Origin of the sequence: Polymorphospora sp. NPDC050346 (assembly GCF_040655695.1) — a bacterium.
Classification (GTDB): Bacteria; Actinomycetota; Actinomycetes; order Mycobacteriales; family Micromonosporaceae; genus Polymorphospora; species Polymorphospora lycopeni.
On record NZ_JBFAKM010000017.1, the window covers coordinates 99,913 to 115,647 of the forward strand.

Sequence of the window (15,735 nt, forward strand, 5' to 3'; positions counted from 1 at the left end):
CACTCCCGACGATCAGAACCCGCACGCCACACCCCCCGCCCCGTCCCCGCTCTCCCCCGCCGCGCCGCTCTCCCCCGCGATCTTGCGGTTGTCTCCCCCTTCTGCCCTGTTTTGGGCGACGACAAGTGCAAGATCGCGGGGATAAGGGGCGGCGGTCAGGAGGCGGCCGGCGCCGATCAGGCCGTGGTCGTCGTCGGGCTCGCCGAGCATCACCATCCCGTCGATCTCCGCCGGGGTCAGGCCGAAGCAGCCGGCCCGGTGCAGCGCCTCGGTGAGCAGGGCGGCGTACCGGGGGCCGACGGCGAGCGCGAAGCCGCCGATGATGACGTACCGCCGCACCCCGATCGAGGCGAAGACCGCGGTGATGGCGGTCGCCAGGTGCCGCAGCCCGGCGCGCAGCACGCCGGTGGCGAACGGGTCATCCGCCCGCACCGCCGCGGCCAGCGCCACCGCGTCCAACTCCGCCCCGGCCAGCACCGAGCCGCCGAAGCCCACCGGATCGGCGACCGCCGCGCGCCGGGCAGCGGCGACGGCGCCCCGGCCGGAGGCGACCGCGCCGAGGTGGCCCCGGCCGCCGCAGTCGCACGGCATCGCGTCCGGCGCCGGGTCGCACGTCCAGTGGCCGAGTTCGCCGCCGTGCCCGTCGGGGTGCAGCAGCACCTCGCCGGCCCGGAAGACCTTGTTGCCGATCCCCGAGCTCACCGTGATCAGGCAGAACGCCTCCTGGTCGGTTCCCCCGACGTACCGCCAGGCGGCGGCGGTGAGGTCGTTGACCACGGTCACCGGCCGGCCGAGCCGCTCCCGCAGCAGGTCGCGAAGGGGCAGCGGATCACCCCGCCGGCCCCAGACGGTCGGCGCGGCCGTCACCCGCCCGGCGGCGTCGATCGGCCCGGCGAACGCGACCGCGAGACGCCGCGCCCCGTGCCGGGCCATGGCGGCCCCGGCGACGTCGACCAGTTGCCCGACGACCCGGCGCTGCAACACCGGCACCGGTTCACCCGGATACCGGTCCATGCCCTCGGTCGGCATCCGCCGTACGTCGTCGACCCGGTCGGTGTCGCTGTCGTAGCGTCCCACCCGCAGCGTGGTGCCGCCGACGTCCACGACGGTGTACGCGGTCACCCTGCCACGTCCTGTGTGGACGGCGCTTCGACCAGCTGCACGGAGCCGTCCTCCAGCACGATCGCCGAATCGAGGCGGGCTCCGGGCGGGACCACCGCGCCGGGCAGCAGGATGCTGTGCCGTACCAGCGCGCCGGCGCTCACGCGCGCCCCCGGAAACACCACGCACCGGTCCAGTTCGCCGTGGTTGACCAGGTCACCGGGTACGACGCTACGGCTGATCCCCGGCGCGGCCGGCACCAGCGCGCGGCCCACCGCCGGGGCGACCACCCACGGCATCGTGTCCACCGGCATCGACGGCGGGTCGTCGACCAGGGCCAGGTGGGCCCGGTGGTAGCGCTCGACGGTGCCGATGTCCGCCCAGTAGCCGGGCACCTCGTGCCCCCGGATCTCCTCGCCGGCGGCGAGCATGGCCGGGATGACGTCGCGGCTGATGTCGTGCTGCCAGCCGGTGCCGTCGAGCAGTTCCAGGTAGTGGTGCAGGACCTTGGCGTCGAAGACGCAGAACGCGGCGAAGACGAGGTCGCTGGTCGGTTCGGCCGGTTTCTCCACGAAGGACACCAGCCGGTCGGCGGCGTCGAACTCGACCATTCCGAACAGGTGCACGTAGCGACGCTCGATCCGCTGGTACGACACGGTGAGCACGGCACCGCTCGCCCGGTGCGCGGCGATCATCGGGCCGTAGTCGAAGCGGTAGACGTGGTCGGCGTGCTGCACCAGCACCTCGGTCACGTCCGGTTCGAACAGGTACGGCGCCTTGCGGATCAGCGCGTCGGCGGTGCCCCGCTCCGGCGGTCCGGAGAACGGCTCCAGCTCCGCCGGCGGTCCGTCGCGGTACGCGTCGTCGTACGGGCCGAAGTGCACCCGGAAGCCGGGCCGCCACCAGGTGTGCCGCAGGTCGTCCATGAGCTGCCGTTCGGCGTACTGGGACAGCAGCAGGACCCGGTCCAGCCCGGACGCCCGGGCGTTGGCGAGGGAGAAGTCGATCAGCCGGCCGGCGCCGCCGAACGGCACCAGCGGCTTGAGCCGTCCGGTCCCGAGCCGGCCCATCCGGCGCCCCTCGCCGCCGGCGAGCAGCGCGGCGCGTACCCCGCCGGTCATCGGGACACCGCCCCACCGGCCGGCACCCGGTCCCAGGTCGCCCGGCCGCTGCGCAGGGTGAGCAGCAGGTGCAGTTCGCCGGCACCGGCCGGCAGCGGGCCGGTGAAGCCCTCGCCGTCGGGTTCCAGCCGGACCACGGTGGGCCGGCCGCGTTCCGGCGCGGCCAGGTCGGGTACGACCAGTTCGACCCGTTCGGCGTGGACCAGCCGGTAGCTGATCCGGCCGTCGGAGACCGTGCACCGCCCGGCCAGCCGCGCACCGAGCCGCCGCGCCAGTTCGGGATGGTCGTCGGCGGCCAGGTCGACGCAGCGGGCGCAGCGGCCGAAGTCGGCGCGTTCCCAGGCCCGCTCGAAGAGTTCGGTCAGGGCGGCGGCGGTCAGCGGTGCGCAGCGCCGGTAGGCGTCGGCGTCGCCCAGCCGAAGGGCCGCGTCGGCGACCGACCTGTCCGTCCACGCGCCGTCGGGCAGCAGGTCGAACCAGCCGTGCCGTAGCAGCCGTTCCGTCGTCAGGACCGGTTCGTGTCCGGCCCACAGCGGTTCGAACGCGGCCAGGTGGGCGTGGGCCGCCCGGTCCCAGGTGAACTCCCGTGCCCGGTCGACGGCGTTGCGGGACAACCGTTCGTACTCCTCCGGCCGCTGGTGCCAGAGCCGTACGGCCCGCCGGATCCGGTCGGCGAGGGCGTCGACGAGCAGCGGGTCGTCCTCGTAGAAGGACCGGTTGACGGCGAAGCCGGTGGCCGTCGCGGCGTCCGGCCCGTCGACCGGGTCGGCGACGTGCCCGAAGTGCGCCATGCCGAGCTGGGCGGTGGCGATCGGCACGGCGCCGGTCGCCATCGCCTCGCCCTGGGCGATCAGGAACGTGTCCATCTCGAACTTCGACGGGAAGAGGCAGAAGTCGGCGCTGGTGGCGTAGCGGACGAGCTGGTCGTCGTCGACCCGCCACCACTGGAGGTGGACCCGGCCCGGGTGCTTCGCCGCCACCTCGTGGAAGAGCGGGTCGGGGATGCCGGCGTCGCTGAGGCAGCGCAGGACGAAGTTGGCGGCCGTACCGTCGGTCAGCACCCGGTCGACGGCCCTGATCAGCTCGACCTGGCCCTTGTGGTTGACCGCGTGGCGGGCGTTGTGGAAGAACGTCGGCAGCGCCGGGTCGAGGCCCAGTTCGGCGAGTACGGCGGACCGGTCGACGGCGGGCAGCTCGCCGCGTACCCAGTTGTCGCCGACCGCGCAGCCGCCGACGAACTGCTTGTGCGCGGTGCGGCGGACCGTCTCCGCGACCGGTAGCAGGGTGAAAAGCTGCTCGAACGGGGTGTCGGCGAAGTCGGTGTAGAAGTCGCGCTGGCCGGGCGACAGGAAGTCGACCAGGTCGGCGTGCTCGGCGACCAGGTCGTAGATCCGGACGTGGTCGCGCGGGTATTCGTAGTGCAGGTGGGTGAGCTGCTGGTACTGGCTCATCGCGACCACGTGCGCGGACCGGTCCGTCGCCGGCTCATCGGCACCGGGCACCGCCCCGGGAGGCACGTCGAGAAACTCCAGCAGCCGTTCCACCTCCGGCCGCCACAGCGACTTGCCGATCGGCATGTTGCTCTGCACCGTGCTGACCACGTGCTTGGTCGGATCGGCCGCGAACGCCGCCGGCATCAGGTAGTGGTAGTACGGCTCGTGCGCGTGCACGATCGCCCGCTCGCCGGCGAACCGGTGCCGGATGAACCGTACGGCGGCGACCTGATAGGCGAGCGGCTTGAAGAAGACCAGGTCCCGCCCCTTGGTCTCGTACGCCGGATAGAACCGGTCCGGAAGCTGGTCGAGCAGTTCGTTGGAGAGGAAGTAGAGGTCGACGCCGTCCAGCCGGAGCAGGTGGGCGGTGGTCCGTAGCGGGATGTCGACCCGGGCCGGGAACCGTTCCCCCCACGTCTTCGGCTCGAGCGGGATCGGCAGCTCGTACTCGTCGACGTGGTCGAGCGTCTCGACGTCGTGCAGCCGGCGCAGGTCGTCGAGGCGGCCGTGGGCCGGGGTGACGATCGAGACCCGCTGACCGAGCCGGGTCAGCGCGCTCGACAGCTGCCACAGGTAGACCGACGTGCCGCCCTGGATGAACCGGTGGTCGAAGCCTCCGCATTCGAAGTACGTCTCGATGACGTGCATGCTCACCCTTCCCCGGTCGCCGGCCGCAGCGTCTCCAGCGCGTGCCGCAGGTTGATCGCCGCGTGGTACGGCATGTCGTGCGCGTACGCGTAGTCGAGTTCGTGGACCAGCCGGCGCAGCCGGAACATCCGCCAGGCCGGCTGCCGCTCGGGTTCGGTGCCGGGGTCGGCGTACCCGGCGATCAGCAGCCGCCGAACCCGCCGGGCCCAGAGCTGCGCCGCCGCCTGCGACCGGCGCAGGACGGCCAGCCGGTCGGCGGTCCAGCCGGCGGTGTCCGGCGCGTGCCCGGCGGTGAGCAGCAGCGCCGTACGGCAGGTCTCGTCGCCGTCGGTGTCGAGGTCGATGGCGGCCTGGTGGGCGAACTCGTCGGCGGTGAAGATCTCCAGCCCGCGCAGCAGCGACACCAGGTCCTGCCAGGGTGACTGGTCGGCGTGGTCCGGGTCGGCGGGGTCGACCGCCGGGGTGGACAGGTCGATCAGGCACATCCGCCAGCCGGCGCCGGTCTCGGCCCGCAGGAAGTGCGACAGGTGCAGGTCGCCGTGGGTGGCGCCGGACGGCCAGCTTCCGGGCGCGGCCGTGGCCTGCCGGGCGAGTTCGTCGGCGAGGGCGGCGGCGACGGCGGCGCGTACCGGCCCGGGGTGCCGGTCGTCGGCGAGGATCAGCGGGTTGAGCCGGGCCACCCGGGCGGCGGTCTCGGCCACGAAGCGTTCCGCCGGGAAGTCCGGGGCCGGGCCGAGCCGGGCCGCCAGTTCGTCGTGGAAGGCCCGCAGGAAGCGACCGGCCTCGGGCAGCCGGTCGACCAGGTCGCGCTGCACGGTGTCGACCGCGGCGGCGACCCCGGCACCGGCGGCGAGCAACGGCCACATCGCCCGGATGCTGTGCCGCAGCGGCAGGTCGAGCCCGTCACCGTCGGCGTACGCGTAGACGACGCCGAGCGGCAGCCGCCGGCCGGTGTCGCGCTCCACGTAGTGGTAGGCGCCGACCCAGCGCTGGGTCCGCCCGCCGGGGCCCATCAGCCGCATCATCCGGGGTTCCCGGGTGCCGGCCGACAGCCGCCGGTACGCCTTGTGCACGTGCGCCGCCCCGCCGAGGTCCACGAGGGACAGTGCGTTGGAGGACCAGCCGGGGGCGAACGGCAACCCGCCCCGGTACGGCGGCGGCGTGCCGTCGAACTCGACGACGTTGCCGGCGGCGGTCGGCAGCCGCAGCCCGTCCCGCAGTGCCCCGACGACGGCCCGGTCATGGTCGTCGGTACGGGTCGCCTCCCGCCCCGGATCGGCGTCGAGCACGGGTACGAAGTAGCGGACGGAGCCGACCTCGGGCGCGACGACCAGCAGCCGGGACGACCCCAGCACCGCCTGGTCGAGCACCCGGAACGGGCCCGGGCGTAGTTGTTCGTCCAGCCACGGCGCCGTGCGCAGCAGGGCGGTGACGTCGGCGGGGATGTCGGTACGCATCGTCAGCTCCCGGTCATCTCGAAGCGGTCGACGCCCCGCCGCCACACCACGCCGGCCACGGTCAGCGCGGCGGCGGTGACCAGCGGCAGCCACAGCAGCAGGTCGGAGCGGTCGAAGAGCAGGTAGGACACCGGCACGTAGGCGGTGAAGGCGTACGGCAGCAGCCAGGTCAGCAGCCGGCGCAGCGACGGGTGGAACAGGTCGAGCGGATAGCCGCTGAGGTCGCCGGGCTGGCTGGCCGCGACCACCGCCGCGAAACTGGTGGTGGTCCAGAACGAGAGGGCGGCGAACACGACCTTGATCGAGGTGGTGATGAGCGCGCCGCAGAGCACCAGCAGCGGCAGCAACAGCCACTGCACCGGAGTGAGGGTCAGGTCGAGCCGGGCCGCCGCGGTGCCGACCACGGCCAGTCCGATGACCAGCTCGCCGAAGCCGTCCGGGTGCAGGAACCGCTCCGACAGCAGGGTGTAGAGCGGGCTCGTCGGCCGCAGCAGGTAGCGGTGGAAGTCGCCGGTCCGGACCAGGTCGCGGGAGAGGATCCAGAGCTGGTCGGTGAAGAGCCGGTCCAGGGCCCGGGGCAGCAGCGCGAAGCCGGTCAGGAAGAGGACCTGGTGATAGCTCCAGCCGGCCAGCGCCGGCACCTGCTGGAAGATGATCCCGAGCAGCGCGAGCTGGCAGGCGACCCGGACCACCAGGCTGCCGGCCCCGATCAGGAAATCGGCCCGGTACACGGCCAGCCGGTGCAGGCTGACCCCGCTGAGGAACCAGGTGAGCCGGACGTACCAGAGCGCCGTCCCCAACCCGCTGCGCCCGGTCATCCGCCCACCTCGCTGCGCGAGGTCATCCGCCCACCTCGCTGCGCTCGGCGAGCGAATGACTTAACGCTGAGCCCGACGATGCCCTCGCTGCGCTCGGTCATCCGCCCTGCACCTCGAGCCGGCGGATCGCGAGCCGCCAGACGACGGCCACCGCCAGGAGCAGGGCGACCGCCCAGCCGAGCTGCACGGCCAGGATGCCGACCGCCTCGCCGACGCCGGAGTAGCGGCCGAGCAGCAGCCGCAGCGGGCTGTCGACCATGCCGTGGAACGGCAGCAGCCGGGCCACCGCCGCCATCGGTTCGGGCATCACGGCCAGCGGCACGAGCTGCCCGGCCAGCAGTGCCACCGCGCTGTCCTTGATCGTCCGCAGCCCCCACACGTTGGTGCTGACGAAGCCCGCCAGCCCGACCAGCATGTTCACCGCGTACGCGATCAGCACCGAACCGACCAGGGCCGGGCCGAAGAGGGCCAGCCCGGACCAGGTCGGCGCCGCCAGCGGCAGCAGCAGTGCGTAGAGGCCGAGCACCGGCACGCCGACCACGACGGCGTTGGCGACCGACACCGGCAGGCTGGCGAAGAACTTCGACACCGGATAGCTGACCGGCCGGATCAGCACCGCCGCGATGTCACCGCGGCTGATCTCGGCGGAGACGCCCTCGTCGACCCGGTTGTTCTGGAGCAGGGCGAGCACCTGGGCCAGTACGACGTACGTGGTGATCCCGGCGAGGTCGAAGCCGGCCACCGTGTCGCGGGCGGCGAACACCTCCCGCCACAGGTACGCCAGCAGTCCGGCGGTGACCGCTGCCGTGATGCCGCTGACCAGGAACGTGATCCGGTACTGCAAGAGGCCCTGCAGACCACTGGTGACGTAGGGCAGGTAGCGCCGTGGGCCGGCACCGGTCCGCCGGGCCGGAACGGCCGGCGCGGTCATCCGGAGCCGCCGGTGGCGACGGTGGCCCGGGTGGCGTAGACCCGGCGCAACACGGTCTCCAGGTCCGGTTCGGGGGCGAAGCACTCGGTGACGTCGAAGTGTTCGAGCACGAACGCCATCACCTGCCGGACCGACCAGCGCGGCACCGGGAAGTCGACCCTGATCCGGCCCGGACCGTCCGGCACCGCACGCACCCCGGGCAGCCCGGTCTCCAGCAGGGCCAGCGCGCCGGCCACCGGCCGGTCCGCCCCGTGGTCGAAGACAACCGTGCGGGTGTCCGCCGTACACAGCAGGTCGGCCATGCTGCCCTGGTGCACCACGGCGCCCTCGTTGACGACCAGCACCTGGTCGCAGATCGAGCCGATGTCGCCGATGTCGTGGCTGGTCAGCATGACCGTCGTACCCAGCTCCGCGTTGACCTGGTTGATCAACGCCCGGACGGCCTCCTTGAGGGTGAGGTCCAGCCCGATGGTCGGCTCGTCGAGGAAGACCACGGCCGGGTCGTGCAGCAGGCTCGCCGCCACCTCGGCCCGCATCCGCTGGCCGAGGCTGAGCTGCCGGACCGGGGTCGTACCGAGGGCGTCGAGGTCGAGCAGTTCGCGGAACCGGGCCATGTTGCGCCGGTAGACCGGGTCCGGGATGTCGTAGATGCGGCGCAGGATCCGGAACGAGTCACCGACCGGCAGGTCCCACCAGAGTTGGCTGCGGTGGCCGAAGACGGCACCGATCACCGTCGCGGTGGCCCGCCGCTCCCGGTACGGTTCCCGCCCGTCGACCAGGCACCGGCCGGCGGTCGGGCGCATGATGCCGGTCAGCAGCTTGATGGTGGTGGACTTGCCGGCACCGTTCGCGCCGACGTACGCGACTCTGGTGCCGGCCGGGATCCGGAACGACACGCCCGCGACCGCCCGCACGATCTGGTGGCGGCGGGTGAAGAGGCCGGCCAGGCTGCCGCGCAGGCCCGGCCCGCGCTCGTAGCGGCGGAACTCCTTGACCAGCCCCTCCGCGACGATCACCGCAGCTCACCGACCGCGGCGCCGATCGCCTGGTCGAGCAGGTCCAGCCCGTGCCGCAACTGCCCGTCGTCCAACGTGAACGGTGGGGCGAGCCGGATGACGTGGCCGCCGATGGCGGTGCGCAGCCCGAGGTCGAGTGCCACCTGATAGACCCGGCGGGCGAGTTCGGGAGCCGGTCGCCGGCTCTGCCGGTCGTGCACGAACTCCAGCCCGTGCAGCAGGCCGATGCCGCGTACGTCACCCAGGTTCGGATACCGCTCGTGCAGTTCCGCCAGCCGTGGCGCCATCAGGTCGCCGAGCACCCGTACCCGGTCGACCAGGGTGTCCCGGCGCAGCACCGACAGGGTCGCCTTGGCGGCGGCGATGCCCAGCGGGTTGCTCGCGTACGTCGACGCGGTCGAGCCGGCCCGCGCGGCGGCCGGCGAACGGAGCACCGCGTCGGTGCCGGCGAGCACGGCGAACGGGAAACCCGACGCCATCCCCTTCGACAGCGCGACCAGGTCGGCCCGTATCCCAAGCGCCTCGCTGGCCAGGAACGACCCGGTACGCCCGCCACCGGTCAGCACCTCGTCGGCGACCAGCAGCACCCCGTTGTCCCGGCAGGCGGCGGCGATCTGTTCCCAGTAGCCGGGCGGCGGCACGATCACCCCGGCCGCCCCGAGGACCGGTTCGAAGAACAGCGCGCTGACGTTCGGCTTCTCCGCGATGTGCCGGCGGACCAGGCTCGCGCACCGTACGTCGCACGACGGGTAGGTCAGCTCCAGCGGGCAGCGGTAGCAGTACGGCGAGTAGCCGAGCACGCTGTTGCCGGCGAACGACTGGTGGCCGACGTCCCAGTGCACAAGCATCCGCGCGCCCTGCGTCTTGCCGTGGAAGCCGTACCGCAGCGCGCCGACCCGGTTGCGGCCGGGTTCGGCGACCGCCTGGACCGTACGCAGCGCCGCCTCGACCACCTCGGCACCGGTGGAGAAGAACGCCAGCGTGGTCAGGTGTTCCGGCAGCAGTTCGGCGAGCAGTTCGCAGAGCGCCGCCCGGTCGGCGGTCGCGAAGTCGTGCACGTTCCACAGTCGACCCGCCTGCTCGGTCAGGGCGGCGACCACCTCGGGGTGGCAGTGCCCGAGCGACTGGGTCAGGGTGCCGGCGGCGAAGTCCAGGTATTCGTTGCCGTCGGCGTCGACCAGCACCGCGCCGCGCCCGGAGACGAAGACCCGGCCGCCGAGGGCGGCCTCCTCGGAGGCGCCGGGCGCCAGGTGCGCCGCCTCCCGGGCCAGCAACTCCACCTGCCGGGGGCCGGGCCCCGTCACGCCGGCTCCGGTCCGGGTGCGGGCGCGCCCATCGGCGCGATCTCGAAGACGAGCAGGTGCAGGTCGTCGGCGCCGCTGTTGGCCAGGCCGTGTTCGCCGTACGGCCGGTTGACCACGACGTCGCCGGTCGTCACGTCGAAGGTGTCGCCGTCCAGCGTCATCCGGCCGGTGCCGCGCAGGATCACGTACGTCTCCTGGTCGTCGCCGTGCCGGTGCAGCCCGATCGAGGTCCCGGGCGGCAGCACCACCAGGTCGACGAAGGCGACCCCGGCCGGGGCGTGCGCCCGGTCGAAGGCGCGGTGCACCCGGATGGTGCCGGTCCCGCCGTGGTCGCCGGTCACCTCCCGCATCAGGTCGCGGTGCAGGTTCGGGACCCGGGTACGGCGTACCACCGGCTCGTGCTCTCCGGCACCGGGCGTGGGGCCGGTCATCCGGCGACCACCAGCCGGCGCGGCCGCCCGGCCCGGCCGGCGGCGGCGAGCGCGACCAGGGCCTTGTCCAGCACCCCGGCCGGCAGGTCGTCGAGGTCGTCTACGAAGGTGGCCGAACCGATGCCGGTGGGTACGACCAGGTGCAGCCGCCGGCCACGTCGTTCCCAGGCGCCGCGCAGCGCCTGCCACATCAGTTCGGGGGTGCAGGTCGCCGCGTCGTGCACCGGCAGGCCGAGCCGCAGCAGCAGGTCGGTGATCCGGTCACAGTCCGCCTCGGACAGCAGGCCGAGCAGCCGGGCGATCTGGCTGGACAGGGCCATGTCGATCGCCACCGACTCGCCGTGCGCGACGCGGTAGTCGCTGGCGGTCTCGATCACCGGCCCGAAGGTGTGGCCGAAGTCGACCAGCCGGGCCAGGTTCTCCTCGCGCAGGTTGGGGCAGAGTTCGCGCAGCATCGACTCCATCGCCGCGCGCAGGATGTAGTCCTCCACCCCGGCCGGGCCACCCACCGCGCCGTCGGGACGCGGCGGGTCCACCCGGTCCATGCCGTCGGGGCCCGGCGGGCCGACCCGGTCCGGTGGCGGCCGGAAGGCGTCGGGGTGCTCCACCAGGGTCTCGAAGAGCGCCCGGTCCCTGATCACGGCCATCTTCACGATCTCGCCGAGTCCACAGCGGATCTCCCGGTCCGGCAGGGTACGCAGGAACGCCGGGTCGTTGATCGAGGCGTACGCCGGGTGGTAGGCGCCGAGCATGTTCTTGCTGCCGAAGGCGTTCACCCCGGTCTTGATCCCGACGCCGACGTCCACCTGTCCGACCAGGGTGGTGTTGACCTTGACGTACCGCACCCCGCGGGCGTAGGTGGCGGCGGCGAACCCGACCAGGTCGCACAGGACGCCGCCGCCGACGGCGAGCATCACCCCGTGCCGATCGAGCCCGTCGGCCTTGGCCAGGGCGCCGATCCGCTCGACCGAGGCGAGCGTCTTGAAGCGCTCGCCGGTTCGTACCATGTGGACGGTCCAGCTTCCCGGCGACAACCGGTCCCGCAGGTAGGCCCGGATCCGCTCGCCGTACAGCCGGTTCACGGTCGGGCCGACGTAGGCGACGACCCGCCGACCGGCCAGGCGGTCGCGCAGCAGCGGATTCCCCGGGGCGAACAGGTCCATCGTGAGTTCGACCCGGTAGGCGGTGCCGTCCGCGGCGTGGAGCGAGAATCCGGTGGCGTCAGCCCGTACGCCGGTCGTAGGCGCGCTGATGGACACGTCCAACTCCTCGTGACGCGAGCCGGCGATGGGACATCGACCGTGAGATACGAGAAGGCGAATCTAGGCTGACGCCCCTCATCGATGCAAGAGTCTTGCGTAAAGTCTGCAAAATCTTGCTAGCCGGCTTCCACCTAACGGCCGATCCGGGAGCGGATCGTCGGACCCCACCGGGGCTCAGCCCCGGGTCACCGCCGGCCCGCCGGACGTCGCCACCGGCACACCGGACGCGGCCGGGTCGCCGGGTTCGGCCGGCCGGTCCACCGACCGCCCGGGTACGGCGGGCACCGCCCGCCCGACCAGCAGGAGCACCAGCCCGACCAGCACGTAGCCGGCCAGGATCCACGCCGGTTGCGCGCCGCCCGCCCCGTCGAAGAACGCCGCCGAGCGCAGCAGGGTGCCGCCGGCTCCCACCGGCAGCCACTGCCCGACCGTGCCCCACGGCTGCGGAAGCAGCTCCGGGGCCGCACCGACCGCCGACAGGGCGTTGCCCACCAGGAACACGATCAACGCACCGAGACCGATGCCCGGCAGGCCGAGCAGTGAACCGAGCCCGGCGACGGTGGCCGCGACGGCCAGCGCGGTGAGGCCGATGACGGCGGCGTTCAGCGGGTAGCCGCCGGGCAGCACGCCGAGCCAGAACTGCAGTACGGCCGCCCCGGCGAGGCCGGCCAGCACGCCGTACGTCAGCAGGCCGGCCAGCCGTACCGGCCGGGACCGGACCGCCAGGGTCAGCGCGGCGGCGGCGACCAGGCTGGTCATCACCAGCGGCAGGAACCCGCCGGCGAATCCGCCGCCCCGGGGGTCGTCGGGGTCGCCGGGCACGACGTCGACCACCGGCACCGGCCGGCCGTCGCCGAGCTGCCCGGCGGCCTGGACGAGCAGGGTGGCCACCGTCGGGCTGGCCCCCGACGCGGTGTGCAGGACCGGCCCGTCCGGGCCGACCACCACGGCACCGTACGCCTCCCGGTCGCGCAGGGCCTGGTCCGCCGCCGCCGCGTCGGGGCGCACGATGATCTCGAACCCGCCGGGCAGGGCCTGCTCCATCCGAGCGGTGATCGCGGCGGTCGCCTCCGGTGGTCCGGCGACGACGATCGGCAGGTCGCGCGGTTGAAGGTTCGCGGCGGGTCCGGCGAACAGCGGTACGAGCAGCGCCTGAAGAGCAACGGCGGCGATCCCGATCAGTACGGCGAGCAGAACCGGCGGCGGCTGGCGGCGGGCCATGACCATCTCCTTAAAACGAACGCTCGTTCTTTTACGCCTCCAGAGTGCCCCCGAGGTGACCGACCGTCAAGAAACGAACCCTCGTTTTACGCTGTGCGTCATGCCACGCGTATCCGAGCAGCACCTGGCCGCCCGCCGACAGCAGATCCTCGACGCGGCCCGCCGATGCTTCCTGCGCAACGGCTTCCACCAGACGTCGATGCAGGACGTGATCACCGAGGCGGGGCTGTCGGTCGGCGCGGTCTACCGCTACTTCACCAGCAAACACGAGATCGTCGCCGCCATCGCCGGACAGACCGTCGACGGCATCGGCCAGCAGTTCAACGCCATCGCCGCACACGAGCCGCAGTACCCGCTGATCGAGGCGATGGACCGGGTACTGGCGGTGGTCGACACGCAACTCGGCCCGGACGGCATGTTCCGCCTGGCCGTCCAGGTGTGGTCGGAGGCGATGCACGACCGAACCGTGGCCGCCCTGGTCGCCGACCGCTATCCCCGGCTCCGCGAGTTCTTCACCACGCTGGCCCGGCAGGCCCGCGACCGGGGTGAACTGGCGGCCGACACCGACGTCACGGCGGTCGGCCACGTCCTGCTCGGCATGATCCCCGGCTACGCCCTGCAGCGGCTGCTGACCGGCACCCCCGACCACCAGACCTTCCTGACCGGCGTCCGCGCCCTTCTTCCCCCACCCCCGGATCCGGCCTCCGCCCGCCACCCGGCCCCGTCGATCTAGGTGATGTAACGGGCAAAACGGGGCACGATCGTGGCAACGACTCCTTGATCAGCGCATCGGTTCGACGGCGGCGAGGACAGCGGGGACGGCGGCGCGGCGCGGGGTTGCAACTCCAGTGGGGGGAGGTCCGAGCATCGAACGCATGCACATCGGCGAGCTGGCCCGGCGCAGCGGACTGTCGGTCAAGACCGTCCGCTACTACTCCGACCTCGGCCTCGTACCGGAGGTGGCCCGCACCCACAGCGGACACCGCCGCTACGACGCGCAGGCCGCGGCGCGCCTGGACCTCGTCCGGACCCTGCGCGAACTCGGCCTCGACCTGGCCACCATCCGGCAGGTCCTCGACCGCCAGGCCGACCTGACCCAGGTCGTCGCCCGGCACGCCGAGGCGGTCGACGCGCAGATCCGGCTGCTGCGGGTACGGCGGGCCGTACTGCGCGCGCTGGCTCGCCGCCAACCGACCCCACAGGAGGTAGACCGGATGAACCAGATCGCCCAAGCCACCGCCGACGACCGGCGACGGATCATCGACGAGTTCCTGGACAGCATCTTCACCGGCATACCGGTCGACCCGGAGTTCGAGGGGATGCTGCGGCGGACCAGACCCGAGCTGCCCGACGACCCGACCGACGCTCAGCTCGACGCCTGGCTCGAACTGTCCGAACTGGTCCGTGACCCGGACTTCCGCGGTCTGCTCCGCCGGATGAGCGAGAAGTCGTTCGGGGAGACCTCGCAGCCGGTCGTCCCGGTCGAGGCCGAACCGGCGCGAGCCGTCGCCGAACTCGTCGACGAACTCGCCGGACCGGCCCAGGCCGGCGGCATCGACCCGGCGTCGGCCGAGGCCGGCCAGATCATCGACCGGGTCGTCGCCGCGTACGCCGAAGCCGTCGGCCGGACCGACGACCCGGCGTACCGGCGGCAACTGCTCGACACCTGGGAACTCGGCGCCGACCCACGGCCGGCGCACTACTGGCAACTGATGGCGGTCGTCAACGGGTGGCCGCCGTACCCGGCGGTGAGCCCGGTCTGGGCCTGGGTCTACCAGGCCCTCGCCGCCCACCCCGGCTGACCGGCCGACGGCCGGCCCGCGCGACGCCAACACGCGCGGGCCGGCCGCCCCGACCGGCGTGGGTCAGCCCTTGACCGCCCCGGCCGTCAGGCCGGACACGATGTAGCGCTGCAGGAACTGGAAGACCAGCACCGTCGGGACGGCGGTCAGCAACGTACCGGCACAGAAGATGCCGAAGTTGTTGTTCCGCTCCCCCGCGACCAGACCCCACATGCCGACCGACAGCGTCTTCGACTCCGGGCTGGTGAGGAACACGTTGGCGATCAGGAACTCGTTGATCGTGCCGATGAACGCCAGCAGCGCCGTGACGGCGAGGATCGGCGCCACCAGCGGCAACATGATCCGGAAGAACACCTGGGTGTGCGAGGCGCCGTCCATCGTCGCCGACTCGTCCAACTCGCGGGGCAGCGTGTCGTAGAAGCCCTTCATCAGCCAGGTGTTCACGCCGAGCGCGCCACCGAGGTAGAGCAGCAGCAGGCCCCACGGGGTGTTGAAGCCGATCGCCGGCCACAGGTCGGTGACCCTCGTGAAGATCAGGAAAATCGCCACGATCGCCAGGAACTGCGGGAACATCTGGATCAGCAGCAGCGAGAGCAGGCCGACCCGCCGGCCCTTGAACCGCATCCGGCTGAACGCGTACGCGGCCAGCGCGGACAGGAACACCGACACGGCCGCCGACACGCTCGCGATCAGCAGCGAGTTGAGGAACCACCACTCGAAGGCCGTGTTCCGGAACAGGTCGGCGAAGTTGCCGAACGAGGCACCGGTGGGCAGCAGGTCGGTCGACGAGAGCGTACCCAGCGGGTTGACCGCCGCCGAGACCACGAAGACGATCGGGAACAGCGCGAACGCCAGCGAGACCAGCAGCACCGTGTGCCGCCACCCCACGTCCGCGAACCACCGTCGCCGCCGGGCCGGCTTCGTGGAAACAGCGCTCGCGCTCACCGCTGCCCACCTTCGTTCGCGACTGCGGGGCTCACTCGCTGCGCTCGCTCACTCCTCGCGCTCACACCCACCCGGCCATTGCGCGCCACTGCGGGGCTCACTCGCTGCGCTCGCTCACTCCTCGCGCTCACACCCACCCGGCCATTGCGCGCCACTGCGGGGCTCACTCGCTGCGCTCGCTCACT

General features: G+C 72.7%; 14 protein-coding genes. 2 read left to right on the forward strand and 12 right to left on the reverse strand.

Features of this window, described 5'->3' with window-relative positions; all coding sequences use genetic code 11:
- Positions 1 to 12 precede the first annotated feature (12 nt).
- The 11 genes from AB0I42_RS19250 to AB0I42_RS19300 all read right to left on the reverse strand — a co-directional run bounded on the left by AB0I42_RS19250 (position 13) and on the right by AB0I42_RS19300 (position 12,803).
- Entirely contained in the window at positions 13 to 1,122 is a 1,110-nt protein-coding gene (locus AB0I42_RS19250; RefSeq protein WP_357538879.1) for an ROK family protein, read from the reverse strand.
- Positions 1,119 to 2,222 (reverse strand): sugar phosphate nucleotidyltransferase, encoded by a 1,104-nt coding sequence (locus AB0I42_RS19255; RefSeq protein ID WP_357538880.1) that lies wholly within the window; start codon positions 2,220 to 2,222, stop codon positions 1,119 to 1,121. The genes AB0I42_RS19250 and AB0I42_RS19255 overlap by 4 nt, the downstream gene beginning before the upstream one ends.
- Positions 2,219 to 4,363, reverse strand: a complete 2,145-nt coding sequence (locus AB0I42_RS19260; protein ID WP_357538936.1) for a glycogen/starch synthase — start codon at positions 4,361 to 4,363, stop codon at positions 2,219 to 2,221. Before AB0I42_RS19260 ends, AB0I42_RS19255 begins: the two co-directional genes overlap by 4 nt.
- Positions 4,364 to 4,365: 2 nt before the next feature.
- Positions 4,366 to 5,820, reverse strand: coding sequence for a hypothetical protein (locus tag AB0I42_RS19265; RefSeq protein ID WP_357538881.1), 1,455 nt, complete (start codon positions 5,818 to 5,820; stop codon positions 4,366 to 4,368).
- Between the two features lie 2 nt (positions 5,821 to 5,822).
- Positions 5,823 to 6,638: an ABC-2 family transporter protein gene (locus tag AB0I42_RS19270; protein WP_357538882.1), complete on the reverse strand. Its 816-nt coding sequence runs from the start codon at positions 6,636 to 6,638 to the stop codon at positions 5,823 to 5,825.
- A 97-nt stretch (positions 6,639 to 6,735) separates the two neighbouring features.
- A complete protein-coding gene (locus AB0I42_RS19275) occupies positions 6,736 to 7,569 on the reverse strand; it encodes an ABC-2 family transporter protein (RefSeq protein WP_357538883.1) in 834 nt (277 codons plus the stop codon).
- Positions 7,566 to 8,585, reverse strand: a complete 1,020-nt coding sequence (locus AB0I42_RS19280; protein ID WP_357538884.1) for an ATP-binding cassette domain-containing protein — start codon at positions 8,583 to 8,585, stop codon at positions 7,566 to 7,568. Before AB0I42_RS19280 ends, AB0I42_RS19275 begins: the two co-directional genes overlap by 4 nt.
- Complete coding sequence (locus tag AB0I42_RS19285) at positions 8,582 to 9,889, reverse strand: aminotransferase class III-fold pyridoxal phosphate-dependent enzyme (protein ID WP_357538885.1); 1,308 nt, start codon at positions 9,887 to 9,889, stop codon at positions 8,582 to 8,584. Before AB0I42_RS19285 ends, AB0I42_RS19280 begins: the two co-directional genes overlap by 4 nt.
- On the reverse strand, positions 9,886 to 10,320 hold the full coding sequence (locus tag AB0I42_RS19290; RefSeq protein WP_357538886.1) for a cupin domain-containing protein: 435 nt from the start codon (positions 10,318 to 10,320) through the stop codon (positions 9,886 to 9,888). The genes AB0I42_RS19285 and AB0I42_RS19290 overlap by 4 nt, the downstream gene beginning before the upstream one ends.
- The gene (locus AB0I42_RS19295; RefSeq protein WP_357538887.1) at positions 10,317 to 11,579 is read right to left on the reverse strand and encodes a sedoheptulose 7-phosphate cyclase; all 1,263 of its coding nucleotides are present in this window, start codon (positions 11,577 to 11,579) and stop codon (positions 10,317 to 10,319) included. Before AB0I42_RS19295 ends, AB0I42_RS19290 begins: the two co-directional genes overlap by 4 nt.
- 177 nt (positions 11,580 to 11,756) lie before the next feature.
- Positions 11,757 to 12,803, reverse strand: a complete 1,047-nt coding sequence (locus AB0I42_RS19300) for a hypothetical protein (RefSeq protein WP_357538888.1) — start codon at positions 12,801 to 12,803, stop codon at positions 11,757 to 11,759.
- 100 nt (positions 12,804 to 12,903) lie between these two features.
- On the opposite strand from AB0I42_RS19300, the gene AB0I42_RS19305 reads away from it, so the two are divergent.
- Both AB0I42_RS19305 and AB0I42_RS19310 read left to right on the forward strand, forming a co-directional pair.
- Positions 12,904 to 13,536: a TetR/AcrR family transcriptional regulator gene (locus AB0I42_RS19305; RefSeq protein ID WP_357538889.1), complete on the forward strand. Its 633-nt coding sequence runs from the start codon at positions 12,904 to 12,906 to the stop codon at positions 13,534 to 13,536.
- 142 nt (positions 13,537 to 13,678) lie between these two features.
- Complete coding sequence (locus AB0I42_RS19310; RefSeq protein WP_357538890.1) at positions 13,679 to 14,605, forward strand: MerR family transcriptional regulator; 927 nt, start codon at positions 13,679 to 13,681, stop codon at positions 14,603 to 14,605.
- A gap of 63 nt (positions 14,606 to 14,668) precedes the next feature.
- On the opposite strand, the gene AB0I42_RS19315 is transcribed toward AB0I42_RS19310, so the two are convergent.
- A complete protein-coding gene (locus AB0I42_RS19315; RefSeq protein ID WP_357538891.1) occupies positions 14,669 to 15,550 on the reverse strand; it encodes a sugar ABC transporter permease in 882 nt (293 codons plus the stop codon).
- Positions 15,551 to 15,735 lie beyond the last annotated feature (185 nt).